This window comes from Pseudomonas sp. NY15374 (genome assembly GCF_048068255.1).
In the GTDB taxonomy this organism is placed as follows: Bacteria; Pseudomonadota; Gammaproteobacteria; order Pseudomonadales; family Pseudomonadaceae; genus Aquipseudomonas; species Aquipseudomonas machongensis.
Window position 1 is genome coordinate 558,768 of sequence record NZ_JBLUPZ010000002.1, and the last position, 18,334, is coordinate 577,101.

General features: G+C 63.0%; 18 protein-coding genes, 1 tRNA gene and 1 riboswitch. Of the genes, 7 read left to right on the top strand and 12 right to left on the bottom strand.

The features are described 5' to 3' along the window. Positions 1 to 93: 93 nt before the first annotated feature. Positions 94 to 314, bottom strand: a riboswitch (cobalamin riboswitch). A gap of 136 nt (positions 315 to 450) precedes the next feature. Continuing rightward, positions 451 to 1,029 carry a hypothetical protein gene (locus ACNFHO_RS06875; RefSeq protein ID WP_416765738.1) on the top strand — a complete coding sequence of 193 codons (579 nt, stop codon included), beginning with the start codon at positions 451 to 453 and terminating at the stop codon, positions 1,027 to 1,029. A 35-nt stretch (positions 1,030 to 1,064) separates the two neighbouring features. Here the strand turns inward: ACNFHO_RS06875 and ACNFHO_RS06880 are convergent, their stop codons facing one another. The 3 genes from ACNFHO_RS06880 to hda all read right to left on the bottom strand — a co-directional run bounded on the left by ACNFHO_RS06880 (position 1,065) and on the right by hda (position 3,208). After that, positions 1,065 to 1,601 (bottom strand): C40 family peptidase, encoded by a 537-nt coding sequence (locus tag ACNFHO_RS06880; protein WP_063545853.1) that lies wholly within the window; start codon positions 1,599 to 1,601, stop codon positions 1,065 to 1,067. 135 nt (positions 1,602 to 1,736) lie between these two features. Next, entirely contained in the window at positions 1,737 to 2,378 is a 642-nt protein-coding gene (locus ACNFHO_RS06885; RefSeq protein WP_054890952.1) for a C40 family peptidase, read from the bottom strand. Between the two features lie 125 nt (positions 2,379 to 2,503). After that, positions 2,504 to 3,208 (bottom strand): DnaA regulatory inactivator Hda, encoded by a 705-nt coding sequence (gene hda, locus ACNFHO_RS06890; RefSeq protein WP_054890953.1) that lies wholly within the window; start codon positions 3,206 to 3,208, stop codon positions 2,504 to 2,506. Between the two features lie 322 nt (positions 3,209 to 3,530). Between hda and choX the strand changes: the two genes are divergently transcribed. The 3 genes from choX (at position 3,531) to ACNFHO_RS06905 (ending at position 6,836) form a co-directional block, all read left to right on the top strand. Further along, a complete protein-coding gene (gene choX, locus ACNFHO_RS06895; protein ID WP_416765741.1) occupies positions 3,531 to 4,466 on the top strand; it encodes a choline ABC transporter substrate-binding protein in 936 nt (311 codons plus the stop codon). Next, entirely contained in the window at positions 4,466 to 5,386 is a 921-nt protein-coding gene (locus ACNFHO_RS06900) for an alpha/beta hydrolase (protein ID WP_414154133.1), read from the top strand. The genes choX and ACNFHO_RS06900 overlap by 1 nt, the downstream gene beginning before the upstream one ends. Before the next feature lie 157 nt (positions 5,387 to 5,543). Next, a complete protein-coding gene (locus ACNFHO_RS06905) occupies positions 5,544 to 6,836 on the top strand; it encodes an MFS transporter (RefSeq protein WP_063545855.1) in 1,293 nt (430 codons plus the stop codon). Between the two features lie 495 nt (positions 6,837 to 7,331). Here ACNFHO_RS06905 and ACNFHO_RS06910 read toward each other — a convergent pair. The 5 genes from ACNFHO_RS06910 to dapA form a co-directional block, all read right to left on the bottom strand. After that, a tRNA-Ser gene (locus ACNFHO_RS06910) sits at positions 7,332 to 7,421 on the bottom strand. Between the two features lie 91 nt (positions 7,422 to 7,512). Further along, complete coding sequence (purC, locus tag ACNFHO_RS06915; RefSeq protein WP_063545856.1) at positions 7,513 to 8,223, bottom strand: phosphoribosylaminoimidazolesuccinocarboxamide synthase; 711 nt, start codon at positions 8,221 to 8,223, stop codon at positions 7,513 to 7,515. 29 nt (positions 8,224 to 8,252) lie between these two features. Further along, the gene (locus tag ACNFHO_RS06920; protein ID WP_063545857.1) at positions 8,253 to 9,011 is read right to left on the bottom strand and encodes an MBL fold metallo-hydrolase; all 759 of its coding nucleotides are present in this window, start codon (positions 9,009 to 9,011) and stop codon (positions 8,253 to 8,255) included. Then, complete coding sequence (gene bamC / locus ACNFHO_RS06925) at positions 9,012 to 10,127, bottom strand: outer membrane protein assembly factor BamC (RefSeq protein WP_414154135.1); 1,116 nt, start codon at positions 10,125 to 10,127, stop codon at positions 9,012 to 9,014. It abuts the gene before it with no gap. 17 nt (positions 10,128 to 10,144) lie between these two features. Continuing rightward, positions 10,145 to 11,032 carry a 4-hydroxy-tetrahydrodipicolinate synthase gene (dapA, locus tag ACNFHO_RS06930; protein WP_054890966.1) on the bottom strand — a complete coding sequence of 296 codons (888 nt, stop codon included), beginning with the start codon at positions 11,030 to 11,032 and terminating at the stop codon, positions 10,145 to 10,147. A gap of 260 nt (positions 11,033 to 11,292) precedes the next feature. Between dapA and ACNFHO_RS06935 the strand changes: the two genes are divergently transcribed. Together ACNFHO_RS06935 and ACNFHO_RS06940 are read left to right on the top strand one after the other, a co-directional pair. Next, on the top strand, positions 11,293 to 11,850 hold the full coding sequence (locus ACNFHO_RS06935; protein WP_054890967.1) for a glycine cleavage system protein R: 558 nt from the start codon (positions 11,293 to 11,295) through the stop codon (positions 11,848 to 11,850). Between the two features lie 9 nt (positions 11,851 to 11,859). Then, complete coding sequence (locus ACNFHO_RS06940; RefSeq protein WP_416765745.1) at positions 11,860 to 12,333, top strand: peroxiredoxin; 474 nt, start codon at positions 11,860 to 11,862, stop codon at positions 12,331 to 12,333. A gap of 69 nt (positions 12,334 to 12,402) precedes the next feature. Here ACNFHO_RS06940 and ACNFHO_RS06945 read toward each other — a convergent pair whose 3' ends face one another. Beyond that, the gene (locus ACNFHO_RS06945) at positions 12,403 to 13,473 is read right to left on the bottom strand and encodes an AI-2E family transporter (protein ID WP_054890969.1); all 1,071 of its coding nucleotides are present in this window, start codon (positions 13,471 to 13,473) and stop codon (positions 12,403 to 12,405) included. 23 nt (positions 13,474 to 13,496) lie between these two features. Next, positions 13,497 to 13,736, bottom strand: coding sequence for a sulfurtransferase TusA family protein (locus ACNFHO_RS06950; protein WP_054890970.1), 240 nt, complete (start codon positions 13,734 to 13,736; stop codon positions 13,497 to 13,499). 119 nt (positions 13,737 to 13,855) lie between these two features. On the opposite strand from ACNFHO_RS06950, the gene ACNFHO_RS06955 reads away from it, so the two are divergent. Next, entirely contained in the window at positions 13,856 to 15,289 is a 1,434-nt protein-coding gene (locus tag ACNFHO_RS06955) for a M48 family metalloprotease (protein WP_065862227.1), read from the top strand. A 94-nt stretch (positions 15,290 to 15,383) separates the two neighbouring features. On the opposite strand, the gene nadA is transcribed toward ACNFHO_RS06955, so the two are convergent. Together nadA and ACNFHO_RS06965 are read right to left on the bottom strand one after the other, a co-directional pair. Then, positions 15,384 to 16,442 (bottom strand): quinolinate synthase NadA, encoded by a 1,059-nt coding sequence (nadA, locus tag ACNFHO_RS06960; protein ID WP_054890972.1) that lies wholly within the window; start codon positions 16,440 to 16,442, stop codon positions 15,384 to 15,386. Positions 16,443 to 16,703: 261 nt separating this feature from the next. Next, positions 16,704 to 18,212, bottom strand: coding sequence for a YdgA family protein (locus ACNFHO_RS06965; RefSeq protein WP_063545862.1), 1,509 nt, complete (start codon positions 18,210 to 18,212; stop codon positions 16,704 to 16,706). Between the last annotated feature and the right edge of the window lie 122 nt (positions 18,213 to 18,334).

Below are 18,334 nucleotides of genomic sequence, written 5' to 3' on the forward strand. Positions count from 1 at the left end.
CACCAGGCAACGACAGATAAACAAGGCAGGCAGGCGAAGGGAGCGCGCAAAGGCCGTGGCGATACCACGGGGCAGCGCGCATCACCCTCCGTGATGCCGTTGACAGTGACAGGCCGGTCTCCGGGCTCGTGAGCCGGGCCTTGGCCCGAAACCGCGCGCCTTCCCGGGTGCGGACACCCAGTGGCCTTGCGCGGCCTTGACTCACCTACCGTTGCGGGGGCAGCGCCGGATTCGCGCCCTGCTGGCGCCCACCGGCTTCCCAGTTTCACCCTGCCGGAGCTGATCCGCAGAGCACCTGAAACACGCCGCGAAGGTTAGAGGGTTGCACAGGGAGCGTCAATTAAACGCGGACGATGAACGGTTGACCTGGATGCTTGTCTCACTATTGAAGCAGTGATATCACATAGCCATCACCGGCTGTACGCGACCATAATAAAAGGAGAGCGCGGCATGCAAGGCTTGATCATCAACAACCCGCACCTGGAATTCCTGCGCCCGGCCCTGGAGCGCTGGATCGACTGCATCGACCGCTTCAACCAGATCCATGGTGACGGCGATGCGCCCTATTGGCACGGTGCCCAGGCCAATGCCGGTATCCTCGCCGCCGCTGCCTGGCAGGCCGAGCTGGTGGCGTTGCAGCACTATCAGAGCAAGAAGCAGCGTGACGAAGGCGAGCGCGAAGGGCGCTGCGACCTGTCGATTGCCGGCGCCGAACAATCCATTCATCTGCACACTGAGCAGCGCTGGCCGAAGATCGCCCGCCTGGACCTGGCGGGCGCCTTGCAGGAGGCGGCGGCGTTGGCGCGGCTGGCAGCCTACCCCAGCCAGCTCAAGGCCGGGGCGCTGTTTGTCAGCCCGTGGAAGGCGGGGCAGCATGCAAGCCCCGAGGAACTACAGGATATGGTCGATGACTTGAACAAGCACACGGCCTGCGCGATTGCCTGGTACTTCCCGTATGCGTACCGCAAGCTGCATAACGAGTCAGGGCAATACCACCCGGGTGTGGCGTTGTTGCTCAAGCAGGCTTGAATGTACGCCGGGGCTGCTGCGCAGCCCCGGCAATCTCAGGGATTCTGCGCCAGATGCCCTGGCGCCAACACCCGCTTGGCCTGCAAATAGGCCTTGGACCAGTAGCTGTTCGACAGGTAGTCCAAGCGCACCGTACCGCCGGTGGACGGCGCATGCACGAAGCGCCCCTCCCCCACGTAGATCCCGGCATGGCTCACCTGCGAGCCACCGCCGGTGGCGAAGAACACCAAGTCACCGGATTGCAGCGAATTGATGTCCACGGTCGGTGCACGCATGACGATCATCTCGCGCGTCGAGCGTGGCAGGTTGATGTTCGCCGCGTCGCGGTACACATAACCGATCAGCCCACTGCAATCGAAACCCGAATCCGGCGTGTTGCCGCCCCAGCGGTACGGGGTGCCGACCAGGCCGATGGCACGGATCAACACATCGTCCGCCACAGGCGACGAGGAAGGTTGGTCGATGAAGGTGATCTGCGGCTTGGCCACAGGTGCCGGTGCCGGAGCACGGCTGGAACAGGCGGCAAGCAGTGCCACCAGGGAAAGGAATGCGAAGCGCGTCATCATCGCCATGGGTCAGAACCTGTCTGAGACCAATCGGCCGCAGCCGAAAAAAGAGTTAAGGATTTAGATTAGACGCTATTCGTAAATGCGCACGGCGGCTAGCTTTTCAGCTACGCCGCCGTGCGAGGATACAGCATTTTGATATCAGTTGCGCGACAGGGTGGTGGTCGGCGCCATGGCCAAGGCACGCTTGGCTTCGATGAAGGTCTTGCTCCAGTAACGGTCACCGAGGTTGTCGATGCGCACACCACCGCTGCGGCGGCTGCTGGAGTGGATGAACTGGTTGTCACCCAGGTAGATGCCGGCATGGCTGACACGGCCACGGCCATTGGTGCTGAAGAACAGCAGGTCACCCGGCTTGAGCTTGTTGCGTGCGACCTTGGGGGCGTCGACGTTGATCATCTCGCGGGTCGAGCGCGGCAGGTTCATGCCGGCCTCTTCGCGGAACAGGTAGCCGATGAAGCCGCTGCAATCGAAGCCGGACTGCTCGGAAGTACCGCCGAAACGATAACGGGTGCCGATCAGCGACATGCCACGCTCCAGAATGCTGTCTGCAAGGACGGGCAACTGGTAGGGCTTGCTATTGCTGGAGAAGGCTTGAAGGTCTTCATCGGTGGCGAGGTCTTCTTCGTCGAATACCGACGAATGCGAAGCCTTGGCCTTGACCGCGGTTTGCGCGGTGACCGATGGGTGATCCTGGGGCTGGGAAATCGGGCCTTGGGCCGCGCAGCCAAAAAGCAGGGTCACGAGTGCGAGTGGCACGAGGGGTGCGAAGCGCTTGAGCATGGGCACGACCGTGTCTGTAATCCTTTAGAAGGGGGAAACTATGCCTTCTATCGGACCTATTTGCAAATTTTATCGAAAAAAATGTGACTTTTGCGTTTTGCCGCTCTGGCCCGGTGTTTTCAGGGTTACCAGCCGAGGGTTTCCTTGAGGAAGGGAATGGTCAACTTGCGCTGGGCTTGCAGCGAGGCCTGGTCGAGGCGTTCGAGCAGATCGAACAGTGCACTCATGCTGCGCGTTCCACGCGTGAGAATGAAGTGCCCGACCTCATCGGTCAGATGCAGGCCACGGCGCGAGGCGCGCAATTGCAAGGCACGCAGCTTGTCTTCGTCGGACAGGCCACGCATCTGGAAAATCAGTGCCAGGGTGAGCCGTGACTTGAGGTCGGCGAGCTTGATCGGCAGCTCGCGCGGCGAACTCGAGGCCGCCAGCAGCAGGCGCCTGCCGCTGTCACGCAGGCGATTGAACAAATGGAACATCGCCTCTTCCCAGTCGGCCTTCCCGGCAATCACGTGCAGGTCGTCGATGCACACCAGCTCGTACTGCTCCAGATGGTCGAGCAACTCCACGCCTCGGTCGAGCAACTGCGCCAACGGCAGGTAGACGGCAGGTTCGCCCAGTTGCTGGAAACGGTGGGTGGCAGCCTGCAGCAGGTGGGTGCGCCCTGCGCCCTGCTTGCCCCACAGATAGATGAGGCTCTCGGTCCAGCCCGCGTCGGCTTCGCACAGCCGCTCGACGTAGCCCAATGCCGCAGCATTGGCGCCCGGATAGTAGTTGATGAAGGTGGCGTCATCGCGCAGGCGCACACCCAGGGGCAACTGGATTGGTTTCATGCTGGCTGGCGGTCGCGAGGACCAAAGGGGGCCTTTGGTGAAGAGTGCGCAAAGTCTATACCCGCAGCGCGGGCGGCACAATCGGGGAAGGGAATAGCGCAAGTAAAATCAACAGGTTGCGTGATTTTTGAGCAATCAGAGCATCACCTCGGCCAAGCGCCCCGCCCATTAGCGTGCCAGACTCGAAGTCGCCTGGGTGCAAAAGCAGGTCGCCTGGGTGCGATTTTTCCACTCGCCCGGCTCATAACCTGAACGGCAGCCACCGCCGCGTGGGGCGTCATGACATAACAACGATAATCACCGTCTCGTGAGGGGAAAAGTCATGCAGCGATCGATCAAGGCGGCCACCTGCGCCGCACTCCTGGGTATCAGCGCAGCCAGCTGGGGCGCAGAACCCGCCGCTTGCCAGAACGTGCGCATGGGCTCGGTGAACTGGACCGACGTCGTCGCCAGCAGCGCCGTCGCCGAAGCCCTGCTCGACAGCCTGGGCTACAAGGTCAAGCAGACCAGCGCCTCGCAGCAGATCATCCTGGCCGGCATGGCGGAAAAACGCCTCGATGTGTTTCTCGGTTACTGGCAGCCGACCATGCAATCGGTGGCCAAGCCCTTCCTGGACAAACAGCAGATCGACGTGATCAGCCCCGCCACCCTCGCCGATGCGCAGTCCACCTATGCCGTGCCCGCCTACGCCTACGACGCGGGCCTGAAGACCTTCGCCGACATCGCCAGGTTTCGCGACAAGCTCAAGAACCAGCTGTACCTGATCGAACCCGGCAGTGGCATGAACCGCATCACCGCACAGATGATCGCCGAAGACAAATTCGGCCTGAAGGGTTTCAAGGGCATCGAGTCCAGCGAGGCCGGCATGCTGACGGCGGTCAAGCGTGCCGTGCAGAAGAACGAGTGGGTGGTGTTCGCCGGCTGGAAGCCGCATCCGATGAACCTGCAGATCGACATGCGCTACCTCTCCGGCAGCGAAGACGCCTTCGGCCCCAACGAAGGCTCGGCCACCGTCTCGATCATGACCGCAGCCGGTTACCAGCAACAATGCGGCAACGTCGCCAAGCTGCTGCACAACCTGCGCTTTACCAGCGAAGGTGTCAGCCAGGTCATGGAGCCGATCCTCGACCGCAAAGCGCCGCTCGATGCCGCTCGAGACTGGCTCAAGGCGCACCCCGAGCAGGTCTCGGCCTGGCTCGAGGGCGTGACCACATTCGACGGCAAGCCCGCCAATGCGGCATTGGTCGCGCAACAGTAATGCAGCGCTACCCTCTCTCGGCCGACATGCAGGCCTTCATCGAGCGGACCCGCGCCTTCGGCGTGGCCGATCCTGCACTGGCAGCCCAGCGCGCGGCCTATTCGCGCATGGCCGCAGCCTTCACCCCGCCATGCCCGGAAGGCGTGCAGGTGCGAGATTTGAATATGCCGGGACTGGTGCCGTTGCGCGTGTTCCAACCGGCACAAGCAGCACCGGCCGGAGGGTGGCCAGCGCTGCTATTTATGCATGGTGGTGGCTGGATGCTCGGTGGGCTCGACTCACACGCGTTCTTCTGCGCCGAACTGACGGCGTGCTTGGGAGTGGCGGTGGTCGCGGTGGATTACCGACTCGCGCCGGAACACCCCTTCCCCGCCGCCCTGCACGACAGCCTCGCCGTCTGGCGCGCCCTGCGCGATGGCGCGCTGGATGTACCGGTTGACCCCACACGACTGGTAGCCATCGGCGACAGCGCCGGGGGCAATCTCGCCGCCGCTCTGTGCCTGGCACTGCGTGAAGCGGATGAGCCGCAGCCGCGCATGCAGGCGCTGATCTATCCAGCGCTGGGTGACGAGGACAGCGTGTCGCGACGCGAATGTGCCGATGCACCGCTGTTGTCTGTCGACGACATGCGCGCCTGCCTGAACGTCTATCTGCCCTCTACCACTCACAGCCCGCTGGCGCTGCCATTGCTCGCCCGCGACCTCACAAGGCTGGCGCCCGCTTTCATTGCCGTGGCCGAATTCGACCCACTGCGCGATGACGGCCTGCGCTATGCACAACGGTTGAGAGACGACGGAGTGGCGGTCGATGACTTCCCAGGCCATGGACTGGTCCATGGCTGCCTGCGGGCCAGGGGGTTGCCGGAGGTGGAGGCACTGTACGAGGCGCTGTTTGCAGCGCTCAGGAACAGCCTCGATTGAGCCCCTTTTACCGAGCCCGCACGACCTGCAAGCGCGGGCTAGTCCCGCGAGGGAAGCGCCTACCTAATGAAAGTTTCATGTTTTGACCCATGCTCTTTCTGCAAGAATCTTTAGTTACAACCTCTTACAAAGATTCGCTGAATAGCTGGAGCACGTGATGAATCCCCCCCTCCCTGCCAAAGCACCGTCCAAAGCCGGAAGAGTCTTCCGGGTGACCTCCGGCAATTTTCTCGAACAGTTCGACTTCTTCCTGTTCGGTTTCTACGCCACCCAGATCGCTGCCGCGTTCTTCCCTGCCAGCAACGAATTCGCCTCATTGATGATGACCTTCGCCGTATTCGGCGCAGGCTTCCTGATGCGCCCGCTGGGGGCGATCATCCTCGGCGCCTACATCGATGACGTCGGCAGACGCAAAGGCCTGATCGTGACCTTGGCGATCATGGCCAGCGGTACCTTGCTGATCGTGTTCGTACCCGGCTATGCCAGCATCGGCCTGTGGGCGCCGGCCCTGGTGTTGCTCGGCAGGCTGCTGCAAGGGTTCTCGGCCGGTGCCGAGCTCGGTGGCGTTTCTGTTTACCTGGCAGAGATGGCCACGCCCGGGCGCAAAGGCTTCTACGCCAGCTGGCAATCGGCCAGCCAGCAGGTCTCCATCATGGTTGCCGCTGCCCTGGGCTATGGCCTGAATCAGTGGTTGTCCGCCGAGGAGTTGTCCCAGTGGGGATGGCGGATTCCCTTTGCCGTGGGCTGCCTGATCGTCCCGTGCATCTTCCTGCTGCGCCGCAACTTGCAGGAGACCGAAGAGTTCGCCAAACGCGAGCACCGCCCGACCATGAGCCAGGTGTTCAAGACACTGTGCGCCAACGCATCGGTGGTGATCCTGGGCATGCTGATGGTGGCCATGACCACCACCGCCTTCTACATGATCACCGTGTACGCCCCGACCTTTGGCAAAACCGTACTGCAGCTCGATACCAGTGACGCATTGATGGTGACCTTGCTGGTCGCCGTGTCCAACTTCCTGTGGCTGCCGATCGGCGGCACGTTGAGCGATCGCCTGGGACGCAAACCGCTGCTGGCGGCGATGTCCCTGCTGACCGTGCTCACGGCATATCCTGCGCTGTCGTACCTGGCCCAGGCCCCCAGCTTTGCTCACATGCTGGAGGTGCTGCTGTGGTTCTCGTGCCTCTATGGCGTGTACAACGGCGCACTGATCCCGGCCCTGACCGAAATCATGCCCACCGAAGTGCGTGTTGCCGGATTCTCCCTGGCTTATAGCCTCGCCACCGCGGTGTTCGGCGGCTTCACCCCGGCGGTGTCCACCTGGGCGATCCATGCCACGTCAGACAAGGCCGCCCCGGCTTACTGGCTGATGTTCGCAGCGCTGTGTGCGTTCACTGCAACGCTCGTGCTGTATCGCCGCCGGCCTGCACGCAGCACGGCTGTTGCCTGAGGGTGTGACGGGTTCTTACGAGTGCTGTGCAGAGCGCTGGAAAGTAACTCCGCATAACTGAAAAAGCGCGCCCGAGAATCTCGGGCGCGCTTTCGGCTTAGTCCTGGTTCATTCTAACTGTAGGAGCGGGTTGGTCCCGCGATGGGGGCGCCGCCGTCGGCAAAGATCCATAGCGATCTACTGGCATCCTGGTCAAAGCCATCCTGACCAGGCCTCTGGCCGCAGCCAGCTCCTGACCCATAACACAAGGCAATCATCGGTCTGCAATGCTCAAGGCAACACCCAGATCCTGAGCAACCTGTTTCAAAAGGAATTCGAGTTTCAGTTATCGAAGTGGCCTATCAAAGCCGGTCGTTGAATTGGCAACGACCCGGCGCGACTATAGGCCGAAGCGCTGATATCTGCCGCAAACTCTCGAGAGCCTCGAGCCTACCTATCGTCGAATTTTGCCCATAAAAAAGCCCCGCTGATTTTCATCAGCGGGGCTTTTAGGTATGGCGGAGAGATAGGGATTTGAACCCTAGGTACTGTTGCCAGTACAACGGATTTCGAATCCGTCCCGTTCGACCACTCCGGCATCTCTCCAGTGGCGCGCATCATACCAGCGTTTTCGTTTCTGGCAAACCTTTTTCGAAAAAAATTCGCGTGGTATCAGGCGCTTGCGTGAGCGTGCGGGTTACAGCGGCACGCCCAGGCGCTTGGCGACTTCTTCGTAGGCTTCGATGACATCGCCCAGACCCTGGCGGAAGCGGTCCTTGTCCATCTTCTTGCGGGTTTCCTTGTCCCACAGGCGGCAGCCGTCAGGGCTGAACTCGTCGCCCAGGACGATCTGACCGTGGAATACGCCGAACTCCAGCTTGAAGTCGACCAGCAGCAGGCCAGCGTCATCGAACAGCTTGCTCAGCACTTCGTTGACCTTCAGCGACAGCTTCTTCATCTCGACCAACTGCTCGGCGGTGCCCCAGCCGAACGCGACAACGTGGGATTCGTTGATGAAGGGGTCGCCCTTCTCGTCGTTCTTCAGGAACAGCTCGAAGGTCGAAGGGGTCAGCTGGATGCCTTCCTCGACGCCCAGGCGCTTGACCAGGCTGCCGGCCGCGTAGTTACGCACGACGCACTCGACCGGGATCATGTCCAGCTTCTTGACCAGGCACTCGTTGTCGCCCAGCAGCTTGTCGAACTGGGTCGGCACGCCGGCCTCTTCGAGCTTCTGCATGATGAAGGCGTTGAACTTGTTGTTGACCATGCCCTTGCGGTCCAGCTGCTCGATGCGCTTGCCGTCGAACGCCGAGGTGTCGTTACGGAACAGCAGGATCAAGCGGTCGGCGTCGTCGGTCTTGTAAACCGATTTGGCCTTGCCGCGGTAGAGTTCGTCGCGTTTTTCCATGATGGGCTCCGCTTGCTTGAGTGGTTGGGCTAGGCGATTTCGCGCCAGTCGAGCCCGTGTTCCTGATTCGCCACCTGGAGCCAGTCCGGATCGCACCCCAAGGTGTCGACGAAGCACTGACGGGCCAGTTGTGGCAGGTTGTTCTTGCTGCTGAGGTGGGCCAGCACCAGGTGTTGCAGGTGCTTCCAGCCCAGCTCGGCCACCAGGTTGGCAGCCTGGTGGTTGTTCAGATGTCCTTGGCTGCCGCCAACCCGCTGCTTGAGAAAGTACGGGTAGTGCCCGCGTGCGAGCAGGTCACGGCAGTGATTGGCCTCGATCAGCAACGCGTCGAGGCCCTGGTAACGCTCCAGCAGGTACGTATCGTAGCTGCCCAGGTCTGTGAGCATGCCGAAACGCCGGCGCCCGTCACTGATCACGTATTGCAGGGGTTCGAACGCATCGTGCTCGACCCGCGCGGCACTGACCTGCAGGCTGCCGATGTCCAGTACGTCCCCACAACCGAGAAAACCGGCGACCTCCACCGGCTTGCGCATGCCGCGCAAGGTCCCTTGGCTGAGGTAGACCGGTACATTGTAGCGCCGCGACAGCAACCCGACGCCATGCACGTGGTCGGCATGTTCGTGGGTCACCAGCACGGCGCTCAGTTGTGCTGGCGACACCCCGAGCAGCGCCAGGCGCCGCTCGGTCTCGCGCAGGGAGAACCCGCAATCGACCAGGACGAAGGTATCGTCACTGGCGATCAGCGTGCCATTTCCTTGGCTACCGCTTCCCAGTACCGCGAAGCGCACTTAGCCCAGACGGTCCTGGATCGCGCTCAGCACGCGGCGGGCCACATCGGCCGGGGCCACGGTGTTGATGTTCTTCTCCACGGTAACCTGGACCGACTCGCCCACCTTGCTCAAGCGAACCTGGTAGCGCTCGGCACGTGCCTCACGCTCTTCCTTGCTCGGCGCGCTGCCGAACAGGCGGCTGAAGAAGCCCGGCTCGTTCTGCTTGTCCTCGGGTTTCTCCGACAGGTTGATGTAGTACAGGCCCAGGCTGCGGTTGATGTCCTCGACACGCCATTCGCCCTGCTCCAGGGCGCGGCCTACACCAGACCAGGCGCGGTCCAGGTCCGAGCCCAGGAACAGCACCGGGTTGCCGCTGCCGTCTTCGCTCAGGCTGACCTGGCTTGGGGCATCGAAATCGCGTGCCGCCAGCAGCGACACCGAACCGCCCTTCTCGGCGCTGCGGTTCATGCTGGCGAGCAGCTCGTCGACCAGCAGCGCATCGACGCCGGTGTTGGTCGAAGTGCTCGGGAAATCAGGCTCGGCAGTGCTGCCGGCCGGGCGCTCGACACTGACCACGTACACCTCGGAGGTATTGCGCTGCACGCCAGGCTCCATGCGCACACGGACGCGCACTTCGCTGTCCGGGCTGCTAGAGGTGCTGGCCAGACGCTGGCCGAGCGAGGCGGACAATTCGTCGAAACGCTGCCAGGTGGTGTTGAATTCACCGGTCTGCGGACGCTCTTGCGCGATGCGGAAACCATTGTCTTCAAAGTACTGGCGCGCGACCGGCCAGACTTCGGCCGGCGAGCGCTGGGCCAGCACCCAACGGTTGGCACCGCTGCGCTGCAGGGTGAAATCGCTGACGTCGGCGCTGGCCGACAGCGGCTGCGGACGCGGCACTTCGAACTCGCCAGTGGCGTTGTCGTCGGCCACGTTGCGCGGGATCGGCAGCAGCGGATCCAGACGCTTGACGTTGGCGGCGTCCGGCGGCAGTTGCATCGGCGCAGTCGGGTGCGCCTGCAGGTAATCGCTGCCGCGGTCGCGGAAATAGCCATCCTCGCCCCACAGCCAGCCGCACCCGCTGGTGCTGGAGATGATCAGGGCGAGCGCGGAAAGACCAGCCAGTCGCTTCATGCGGTGTACTTCCTCGATTAAACCAGTACGCCGGACTGGCGCAAGGCAGTACGGACTTTTTCGTGACAGCCTTCGCTCAGCCAGGTCAGCGGCAGGCGAATGCCCTTGTGCATCAGGCCCATTTCCACCAGCGCCCACTTCACAGGGATCGGGTTGGCTTCGCAGAACAGGTCTTTGTGCAGCGGCATGAGTTTTTCGTTGATCGCGCGGGCCTTCTCGGCATTGCCCTCAAGGGCGGCCTCGCACAGATCGGCCATTTCGCGCGGGGCGACGTTGGCAGTGACGGAAATGTTGCCCTTGCCGCCCATCAGGATCAGCTCGACGGCCGTCGGGTCGTCGCCGGACATGACGATGAAGTCGCTGTCGACGCCCTCGATGATGGCCTTGGCACGGGCCAGGTCGCCGGTGGCTTCCTTGATGCCGATGATGTTCTTGACCTTCGACAGGCGGATCACGGTCTCGGCCTGCATGTCGCACGAGGTGCGGCCGGGCACGTTATAGAGGATCTGCGGGATGTCGACGGCTTCGGCGATGTGCTTGAAGTGCTGGTACAGGCCTTCTTGCGTCGGCTTGTTGTAGTACGGCACCACCAGCAGGCAGGCGTCGGCGCCGGCGTTCTTGGCGTTCTGCGTCAGGTGCACGGCTTCGGCGGTGGAGTTGGCGCCGGTGCCGGCGATCACCGGGATGCGGCGGGCGCTGCGCTTGACGCGCTCGACCACGTGCTTGATCACCAGGATGTGCTCTTCGACGTCAAGCGTGGCGGATTCGCCAGTGGTGCCGACCGCTACGATCGCGTGGGTGCCCTTTTCCAGGTGGAAGTCGACCAGTTTATCGAGGCTGTCCCAATCCAGACGCCCTTGTGCATCCATGGGTGTGACCAATGCCACCATACTGCCCGCGATCATGAAACTGCTCCTGCCGGAAAAAGAGAGCGGTAATGGTACTGGCGCCATCGACCTTGCACAAGCGAAGCTGGCGGGCGGAGCATTCCCCTCGGCCTCGCTTTTCGCTACCCTTGATTCTTTGATCGGCGCAGTGCGGCCCGCCGGGCCGTCGACAGTGCTCCACGCCTGTACTTCGTCACCCTCCAAAGGGCTGCGAATGCGGGTGACAGGGAGGCCAGCTCTCGTCCTTCGCCGACCGCTCATCGCTTTAGGAATGCTGCATGTCCACCGCCCCCCGCGAACAATTCCTCGTCATCAGTGCCCTGGGCCCCAATCCCATGGAGCTTGCCAACGTCCTCAGCCGCGCGGCCTTCGAAAACCGCTGCGCGGTGGTCACCTCGCGCCTGTCGCGCCACGGCGAAACCAGCGCCCTGGTACTGCAGGTCGGTGGCAGCTGGGATGCCCTGGCCCGTCTTGAGACCACCCTGCCCGGCCTTGGCAAGAAGCACGGCCTGACCCTCGATGTGGTGCGCAGCGCCGAGCAGGAGGTTCGCCCACAGGCCCTGCCCTACGTGGCCTACGTCAGCGCCGCCTATCGCCCGGACATCATCAACGAGCTGTGCCAGTTCTTCCTCGACCACCGCGTCGAGCTCGACGGGATGACCTGCGACACCTACCTCGCCCCGCAGACTGGCAGCAGCATGCTCAACGCCCAGTTCACCGTGATCCTGCCGGCCGGCACCCAGATCAGCTGGCTGCGCGACCAGTTCCTGGATTTCGCCGACGCCCTGAACCTGGACGCCCTGATCGAACCCTGGCGCCCACAGAACCCTGTCTAAGGAGCTCCCATGGCCGTTGCCATCAACCAACCCGTTGCCGACTTCCAGGCCCAGGCCACCAGCGGCCAGACCATCAGCCTGTCCGCGCTCAAGGGCCAGCAGGTGGTGCTGTACTTCTACCCGAAGGACAGCACGCCGGGCTGCACCACCCAGGGCCAGGGTTTCCGTGACCAGCACGAAGCCTTCAAGGCTGCCAACACCGTGGTGCTGGGCGTCTCGCGTGACGGCATCAAGTCGCACGAAAACTTCAAGGCCAAGCAGGGCTTCACCTTCGAGCTGATCAGCGACAAGGACGAGGCGCTGTGCCAGCTGTTCGACGTGATCAAGCTGAAGAAGCTGTATGGCAAGGAATACCTGGGCGTGGACCGCAGCACCTTCCTGATCGACAAGGGCGGTGTGCTGCGCCAGGAATGGCGCGGGGTGAAGGTGCCCGGGCATGTGGATGCGGTGCTGGCGGCAGCGCAGGCCCTGAACAAGGCCTGATATCGCCTTGGATTGCTTCGTGGGCAAGTTCGGCGTTCCGACTTGCCCGCGAGGAAGAACGCTACGCCCCTACAGCAGTGGCGCCACCGTAGGCTCCTGCCTCGGCCAGGCATCGAGCACCGCCTTGAACAGCGTCGCCAGGGGAATGGCGAAGAAGATCCCCCAGAACCCCCACAGCCCACCGAACAGCAGCACCGCGCAGATGATTGCCACCGGGTGCAGGCTTACCGCCTCCGAGAACAGCAGCGGCACCAACACGTTGCCATCCAGCGCCTGGATTATCGCGTACACCGCCATCAGATAGATGAACTGATCACCCCAGCCCCACTGGAACAGCGCGATCAGGGTCACAGGCACGGTCACCACCACCGCCCCCACGTAGGGCACCACCACCGACAACCCCACCAGCAGCGCCAGCAGGGCCGCGTAGTTGAGCCCCAGGCTGATGAAAGCGATATAGGTGGCGATCCCGCAGATCAGGATCTCGATGCCCTTGCCGCGGATGTAGTTGGCGATCTGCCGATTCATCTCGTCGCCCACGCGGGTCAGCAACCTGCGCTCACGCGGCAGGTAGCCGCTGACCCAACGGGCGATCATCTCGCGGTCCTTCAGGAAGAAGAACACCAGGATCGGCACCAGCACCAGATAGATCATCGCGTTGACCAGCAGCGGCAGGCTGGAGAGCGAGAACGTCAGCGCCCACTGGCCGAACTTGCCGATTTCACCGCGCACCGACTCGATGGCGCGCAGCACCTGCTCGTCCGAAACCAGGTGCGGATAGCGCTCGGGCAGCAACAACAACAGCGATTGCCATTTGCCAAGCATGCCCGGCAACTCATTGAACAGGGTGATCAACTGGTGCCACAGCAGCGGCACCAGCACCACCAGGAACACTCCGAGCGCCCCCATGAAGAGGGCGAACACCAGCCACACCGCCATGCGCGTCGGCACCTTGAAGCGCTCCAGAGCGTTGACCAGCCCCTGCATGAGGAACGCCAGGACCATGCCCGCCAGCACCGGCGCGAGCATGCCACCGAGCGTGAGTACCACGGTGAAGCCCAGGAACAGCAGGACCGCCAACACCACCGCTTCCTCATCGGAAAAGTAGCGCTGCATCCAGTCGCGAAGCACTTTGAACATTGACGATCCTTGGGAAAAAAGACTCAGGCCTTGCGCAGCCAATAGGTGTAGATCCCTGACTCGGCCGTTTCGCGAAGCAGCGTATGACCGGCAAGCTGGGCAAAAGTGCGAAAGTCACGCTGCGAGCCGGCATCGGTGGCCACCACCTTGAGGACCGCGCCGCTGGCCAGGCGATTGAGCTCCATTTTCGCCTTGAGCAGCGGCAGTGGGCAGTTCAGCCCGCTGGCGTCGAGCTCAGCATCGCAGGTCGGGGTATCGATCATCGGGGGTCTCCATGGCGGGCGCAACAAGGTGTTGCAGACGATGTCGGTAGGATACCGCCACTGGTCGCCAAGGTGCGAGCGGGCTACAGTAAGGGTTTTTGATCGACGCGAGCTTCTGCATGAATCTACTGCGCCCCACCCTGCTGACGCTGGCCTGCCTGATGGCCCTTCCTGGCCACGCCGACGACCTGCCGTCGCTGGGGGATGCCAGCTCTGCGATCGTCTCGCCGAAACAGGAGCACGACCTGGGCCGTGCCTGGCTGAGCCTGCTGCGCGGCCAGGTCAACCAGCTCAACGACCCGCAGCTCAAGGACTACGTCGAGACCAGCGTGTACAAACTGGCCGAGACCAGCCAGTTGCAGGACCGACGCCTGGAATTCATCCTGATCGACAGCCGCGAACTCAACGCCTTCGCCGCGCCCGGCGGCATCGTCGGGGTCAACGGCGGCCTGTTCCTCAACGCCCAGACCGAAGGCGAGTACGCCTCGGTGCTGGCCCACGAACTGGCGCACTTGTCGCAGCGCCACTTCGCTCGCGGTGTCGAGGCCCAGCAGCGTATGCAGCTGCCGATGATGGCGGCGCTGCTGGCCGGTATCGTACTGGCCGCCGGCGGGGGTGGCGATGCCGGGATCGGCGTGATCGCCGGCACCCAGGCCGCGGCCCTGCAGGAGCAACGACGCTTCTCGCGGCAGAACGAGCAGGAGGCCGACCGCATCGGCATCCTCAACCTGGAAAAGGCCGGCTACGACCCGCGCAACATGCCGAGCATGTTCGAGCGCCTGGCCCGCCAGTATCGCTATGACGCCAAGCCACCGGAATTCCTGCTGACCCACCCGGTCACCGAATCGCGTATCGCCGACACCCGCAACCGCGCAGAACAGGCGCCCAAGGGCGGTGTCGAGGACAGCCTGCGCTACCAACTGATCCGTGCCCGTGTTGCCCTCACCTACGAAGGCACACCTGGCCTTGCCGCCAAGCGTTTCCGTGCCCAGCTCGACGAAAACCCCAACATTGACGCAGCCCGCTACGGCCTGGCCCTGGCGCAGATCAAGGGTGGCCAGTTGAACGAGGCACGGGAAAACCTCAAGCCGCTGCTGGCCAAGGCGCCCAACGACATCACCTACAACCTGGCGCAGATCGACCTGGACATCACCAACAACCGCCTGGCCGATGCCCAGCAGCGAGTCACCCGCATGCAGGGGCTGTATCCGGGCAACTACCCGCTCAAGCAGGTGAGCGCCGACCTGCTGGTCAAGCAGAGCAAGCCGGCCGAGGCGGAAAAGGTGCTGGACGACCTGGTGAAAAACCGGCCAGACGATCCGGATGTCTGGTATGAGGTGGCCGAGGTGCGCGGCCTGTCGGGCAACACGATTGGCCTGCACCGGGCACGGGCGGAGTACTTCACGCTGGTGGGTGATTTCGACCAGGCGATCCAGCAGTTGGACTACGCCAAACGCCGGGCGGGAAGCAACTTCCCACTGGCGTCGCAGATCGACCAGCGCCAGCGGGAGATCATGGAACAGCAGCGGATGGTCAAGGACATGATGCGCTGATATGGACAGGGGCCGCTGCGCGCCCCAATCGCGGGACGAGCCCGCTCCCACAGCGAGCGAGGGCATCACTCACTGAGGGAGCGGCAGTCTGGCGTCAGGCGTTACCGGAGAGCTTGAGACGCGCCGCCTGGGTAAAGTCCAGCATCCGGTTCAGTGGCTTGATCGCACGCGGAATCAGCGCCGGCTCGACGAAGATTTCATTGCTGCCCTTGCGCAGGCAATCCAGCGTGCGCTCCAGCGTGTTCATCGCCATCCACGGGCAGTGCGCGCAACTGCGGCAGGCGGCGCCATTGCCGGCGGTCGGCGCTTCGACGAATACCTTGTCCGGACACAGCTGCTGCATCTTGTAGAAGATGCCGCGGTCGGTGGCGACGATGAAGGTCTTGTTGGGCAGCGTCTGCGCAGCCTTGATCAGCTGGCTGGTCGAACCCACGGCATCGGCCAGGTCGATCACCGACTCCGGCGACTCCGGGTGCACCAGGATCGCGGCATCCGGATACAGCGCCTTCATGTCGGCCAACTGGCGCGACTTGAATTCTTCGTGAACGATGCAGGCACCATCCCACAGCAACATGTCGGCGCCGGTTTTCTTCTGGATGTAACGGCCCAGGTGCTGGTCCGGGCCCCAGATGATGGTCTCGCCGTTATCCATCAGGGTCTCGACGATCTCCAACGCGCAGCTGGAGGTCACCACCCAGTCGGCACGCGCCTTTACCGCTGCCGAGGTGTTGGCGTAAACCACCACGGTACGCTCCGGGTGCTGGTCGCAGAATGCCGAGAACTCCTCTACCGGGCAGCCCAGGTCAAGGGAGCAGGTAGCTTCCAGGGTCGGCATCAGGATGCGCTTTTCCGGGGTAAGGATCTTCGCGGTCTCGCCCATGAAACGCACACCGGCGACCACCACGGTGTCAGCCGGATGGTTCTTGCCGAAGCGGGCCATTTCGAGGGAGTCGGAAACGCAACCACCGGTCTCCTCGGCCAGGGCCTGGATCACCGGATCGCAGTAGAAGTGGGCAACCAGAACCGCGTTCTGTGCCTTGAGCTCGGCAGCGATGGCCGCACGGTAATCGGCCTCCTGCGCGGGCGTCAGCGGATGGGGCTGCTTGGCGTCAAGGTGGGCTTGAACCAGGAGACGTTCGGAAATCTGGGTCATGATCGCTGGACCTGCGTGCGCGTCAGTCGAGTGTACCACCCGGCCCTGGCAGATCGGCTAACGGTGCCGGATGGCCGGCAGTGGCGGGCCATCGCGGCCCATCTGCGGGCGCGGATTATTATCGGACGGCGAAGGCTACAGGCAATCGGGGGAATGCAAAAGGGTTTTTGAAAGGGATGAGGCATTCACGGAGGAACCCGTCCCCACAGGTGCATTGACACTGCAGGAACGGGCTTACCCGCGAAGCCCTCTCGGGAATCGTCAGCCCTGCGGCGACAAGGCTGCCAGGTGCATGCTCATCAACATGGCAAACTCTTCGACAGTCATCTTCTTGCCGTTGAAGTCGACCATCCCATCGGCATAGTTCAGCTTCGACACGATATCGCTGCCCTCTTCCAGCGCCATCCCACTCTGCAGCGCCATCACGCCGAACATGTTGCCTGCCTGACCGGCTTGCTGGGCAATGGCCTGAGGATCATTCTGGCCATCGAGCAACGCTTGCAACGTCACCAGATCCACGACCATTGGCTTGGACACCGACAGTTTGCCCTGCAGGCGCGTGATCAGCTGCTTGGCAAATTGGTCCGGCGGCAGGTCGAAGGAGGTCGGATTGGCGAAGTCCAGCGACAGGTTGAAGTGGCTCTGGCCATTGGCCGTCTTGAACGACAGGTCTTCCACCGCCAGTTGTGGCTTGTCGGCCAGCAATTTCTGCAGGTCGCCCTGGACCTTGGCGGTCTCCTCCGGACTCATGTTCAGCGACGGCACCGCCTCGCCACGGGCAGCGGCCTCCTGCAGCTCGGGCGCCTTGGTCTGGTACCACTCCAGCAGTGCCTGAGTGGCCGGCATGTTCACCGACTTCATGCTCAGCACCATCTGCCCGCTGCCCACTGCGCGACCGGCGTAGGTGATGTCGGACACCTTGTACTCCAGGCGCCCACCCAGCTTGTCCTGGCCCTCGGCGCTGTACAGGCTGTTCTGCTCCAGCCCCTTGAGCACTAGCACATCCTGCTTCGGTCCGAGCGTGGCTTGCAGATCGGCCAGCAGCAGGTTCAGGTGGCCGACATAGATCATGTCGTGGCCGGTACTGGTCAGCTCGCCACCGATCTTGAAGCCGTTGAACTGCAACTTGACCGGTGGATGATCATCACCGACCAGGGTCATGTCCAGGCGCTCGGCATTGCCGTGGATTTCCACCGCCTTGCCTTCACGATCCCCTTTGAGCACCAGTTGCATGCCCGCGAAGTCGAGGACATTGCCATCACCTTCGTCCAGCTTCACCGGCGCCAGCCGGATGTCGCTCTCGACGCCACCGCCATAGCCCAGGCTGACCTGGCCAACCACCGGCGACTTGTCGCCTGCAGCGGCAAACCACGATGCGGTGCCGTCATCCTTCTGCAACTGGCTGTTGCTGACCGCCATCACCGGCAGCAGCTTGAGCGCCTTGACCCGCGACCAAGGGAAAGGGCCATGCTCGATATGGTCGATCACACCGACCTCGAAGCTCACCGGCTCACCCTCGCCGAGGCGCAGGTCGTTGGCCTTGAGCCGGTACTGCGCGTCGCTGGTGAACAGGTGCTGGTCAAGCGAGACCAACTCGATGGTCATGGTGCCACCCGTACCGACCAGCGCCTTCTGCAACTCCGCGTTGCCGCGGGCGATGGACTGCTCCAGTTCCGTCGGCAGCTGTTTGCCGGTGTACCAGGCGCCGGCAGTGGTGACGACGGCGATGGCGACGGCCAGGCCGGAAAGGATGCCTACTGATTTCTTCATGAATAGAACCGATTGCTGTCCATAGGGCTGATGGTGGCGCGAAGCACGCGACCGGGGGTGCCAAGCGTAGCACTGTCGCTTGCCGGCCGCGGTGTTCGCCCGGGAGATTTTCCTGCACTTGC

Coding starts and splice junctions, on each gene's coding strand:
- hda (WP_054890953.1), bottom strand. CDS start 3,208: ATGAAACCAATCCAGTTGCCCCTGGGTGTGCGCCTGCGCGATGACGCC.
- ACNFHO_RS06935 (WP_054890967.1), top strand. CDS start 11,293: ATGTCCACCGCCCCCCGCGAACAATTCCTCGTCATCAGTGCCCTGGGC.
- purC (WP_063545856.1), bottom strand. CDS start 8,223: ATGGAAAAACGCGACGAACTCTACCGCGGCAAGGCCAAATCGGTTTAC.
- ACNFHO_RS06900 (WP_414154133.1), top strand. CDS start 4,466: ATGCAGCGCTACCCTCTCTCGGCCGACATGCAGGCCTTCATCGAGCGG.
- ACNFHO_RS06875 (WP_416765738.1), top strand. CDS start 451: ATGCAAGGCTTGATCATCAACAACCCGCACCTGGAATTCCTGCGCCCG.
- bamC (WP_414154135.1), bottom strand. CDS start 10,127: ATGAAGCGACTGGCTGGTCTTTCCGCGCTCGCCCTGATCATCTCCAGC.
- ACNFHO_RS06965 (WP_063545862.1), bottom strand. CDS start 18,212: ATGAAGAAATCAGTAGGCATCCTTTCCGGCCTGGCCGTCGCCATCGCC.
- nadA (WP_054890972.1), bottom strand. CDS start 16,442: ATGACCCAGATTTCCGAACGTCTCCTGGTTCAAGCCCACCTTGACGCC.
- ACNFHO_RS06880 (WP_063545853.1), bottom strand. CDS start 1,601: ATGGCGATGATGACGCGCTTCGCATTCCTTTCCCTGGTGGCACTGCTT.
- ACNFHO_RS06940 (WP_416765745.1), top strand. CDS start 11,860: ATGGCCGTTGCCATCAACCAACCCGTTGCCGACTTCCAGGCCCAGGCC.
- choX (WP_416765741.1), top strand. CDS start 3,531: ATGCAGCGATCGATCAAGGCGGCCACCTGCGCCGCACTCCTGGGTATC.
- ACNFHO_RS06950 (WP_054890970.1), bottom strand. CDS start 13,736: ATGATCGATACCCCGACCTGCGATGCTGAGCTCGACGCCAGCGGGCTG.
- ACNFHO_RS06945 (WP_054890969.1), bottom strand. CDS start 13,473: ATGTTCAAAGTGCTTCGCGACTGGATGCAGCGCTACTTTTCCGATGAG.
- ACNFHO_RS06905 (WP_063545855.1), top strand. CDS start 5,544: ATGAATCCCCCCCTCCCTGCCAAAGCACCGTCCAAAGCCGGAAGAGTC.
- dapA (WP_054890966.1), bottom strand. CDS start 11,032: ATGATCGCGGGCAGTATGGTGGCATTGGTCACACCCATGGATGCACAA.
- ACNFHO_RS06885 (WP_054890952.1), bottom strand. CDS start 2,378: ATGCTCAAGCGCTTCGCACCCCTCGTGCCACTCGCACTCGTGACCCTG.
- ACNFHO_RS06955 (WP_065862227.1), top strand. CDS start 13,856: ATGAATCTACTGCGCCCCACCCTGCTGACGCTGGCCTGCCTGATGGCC.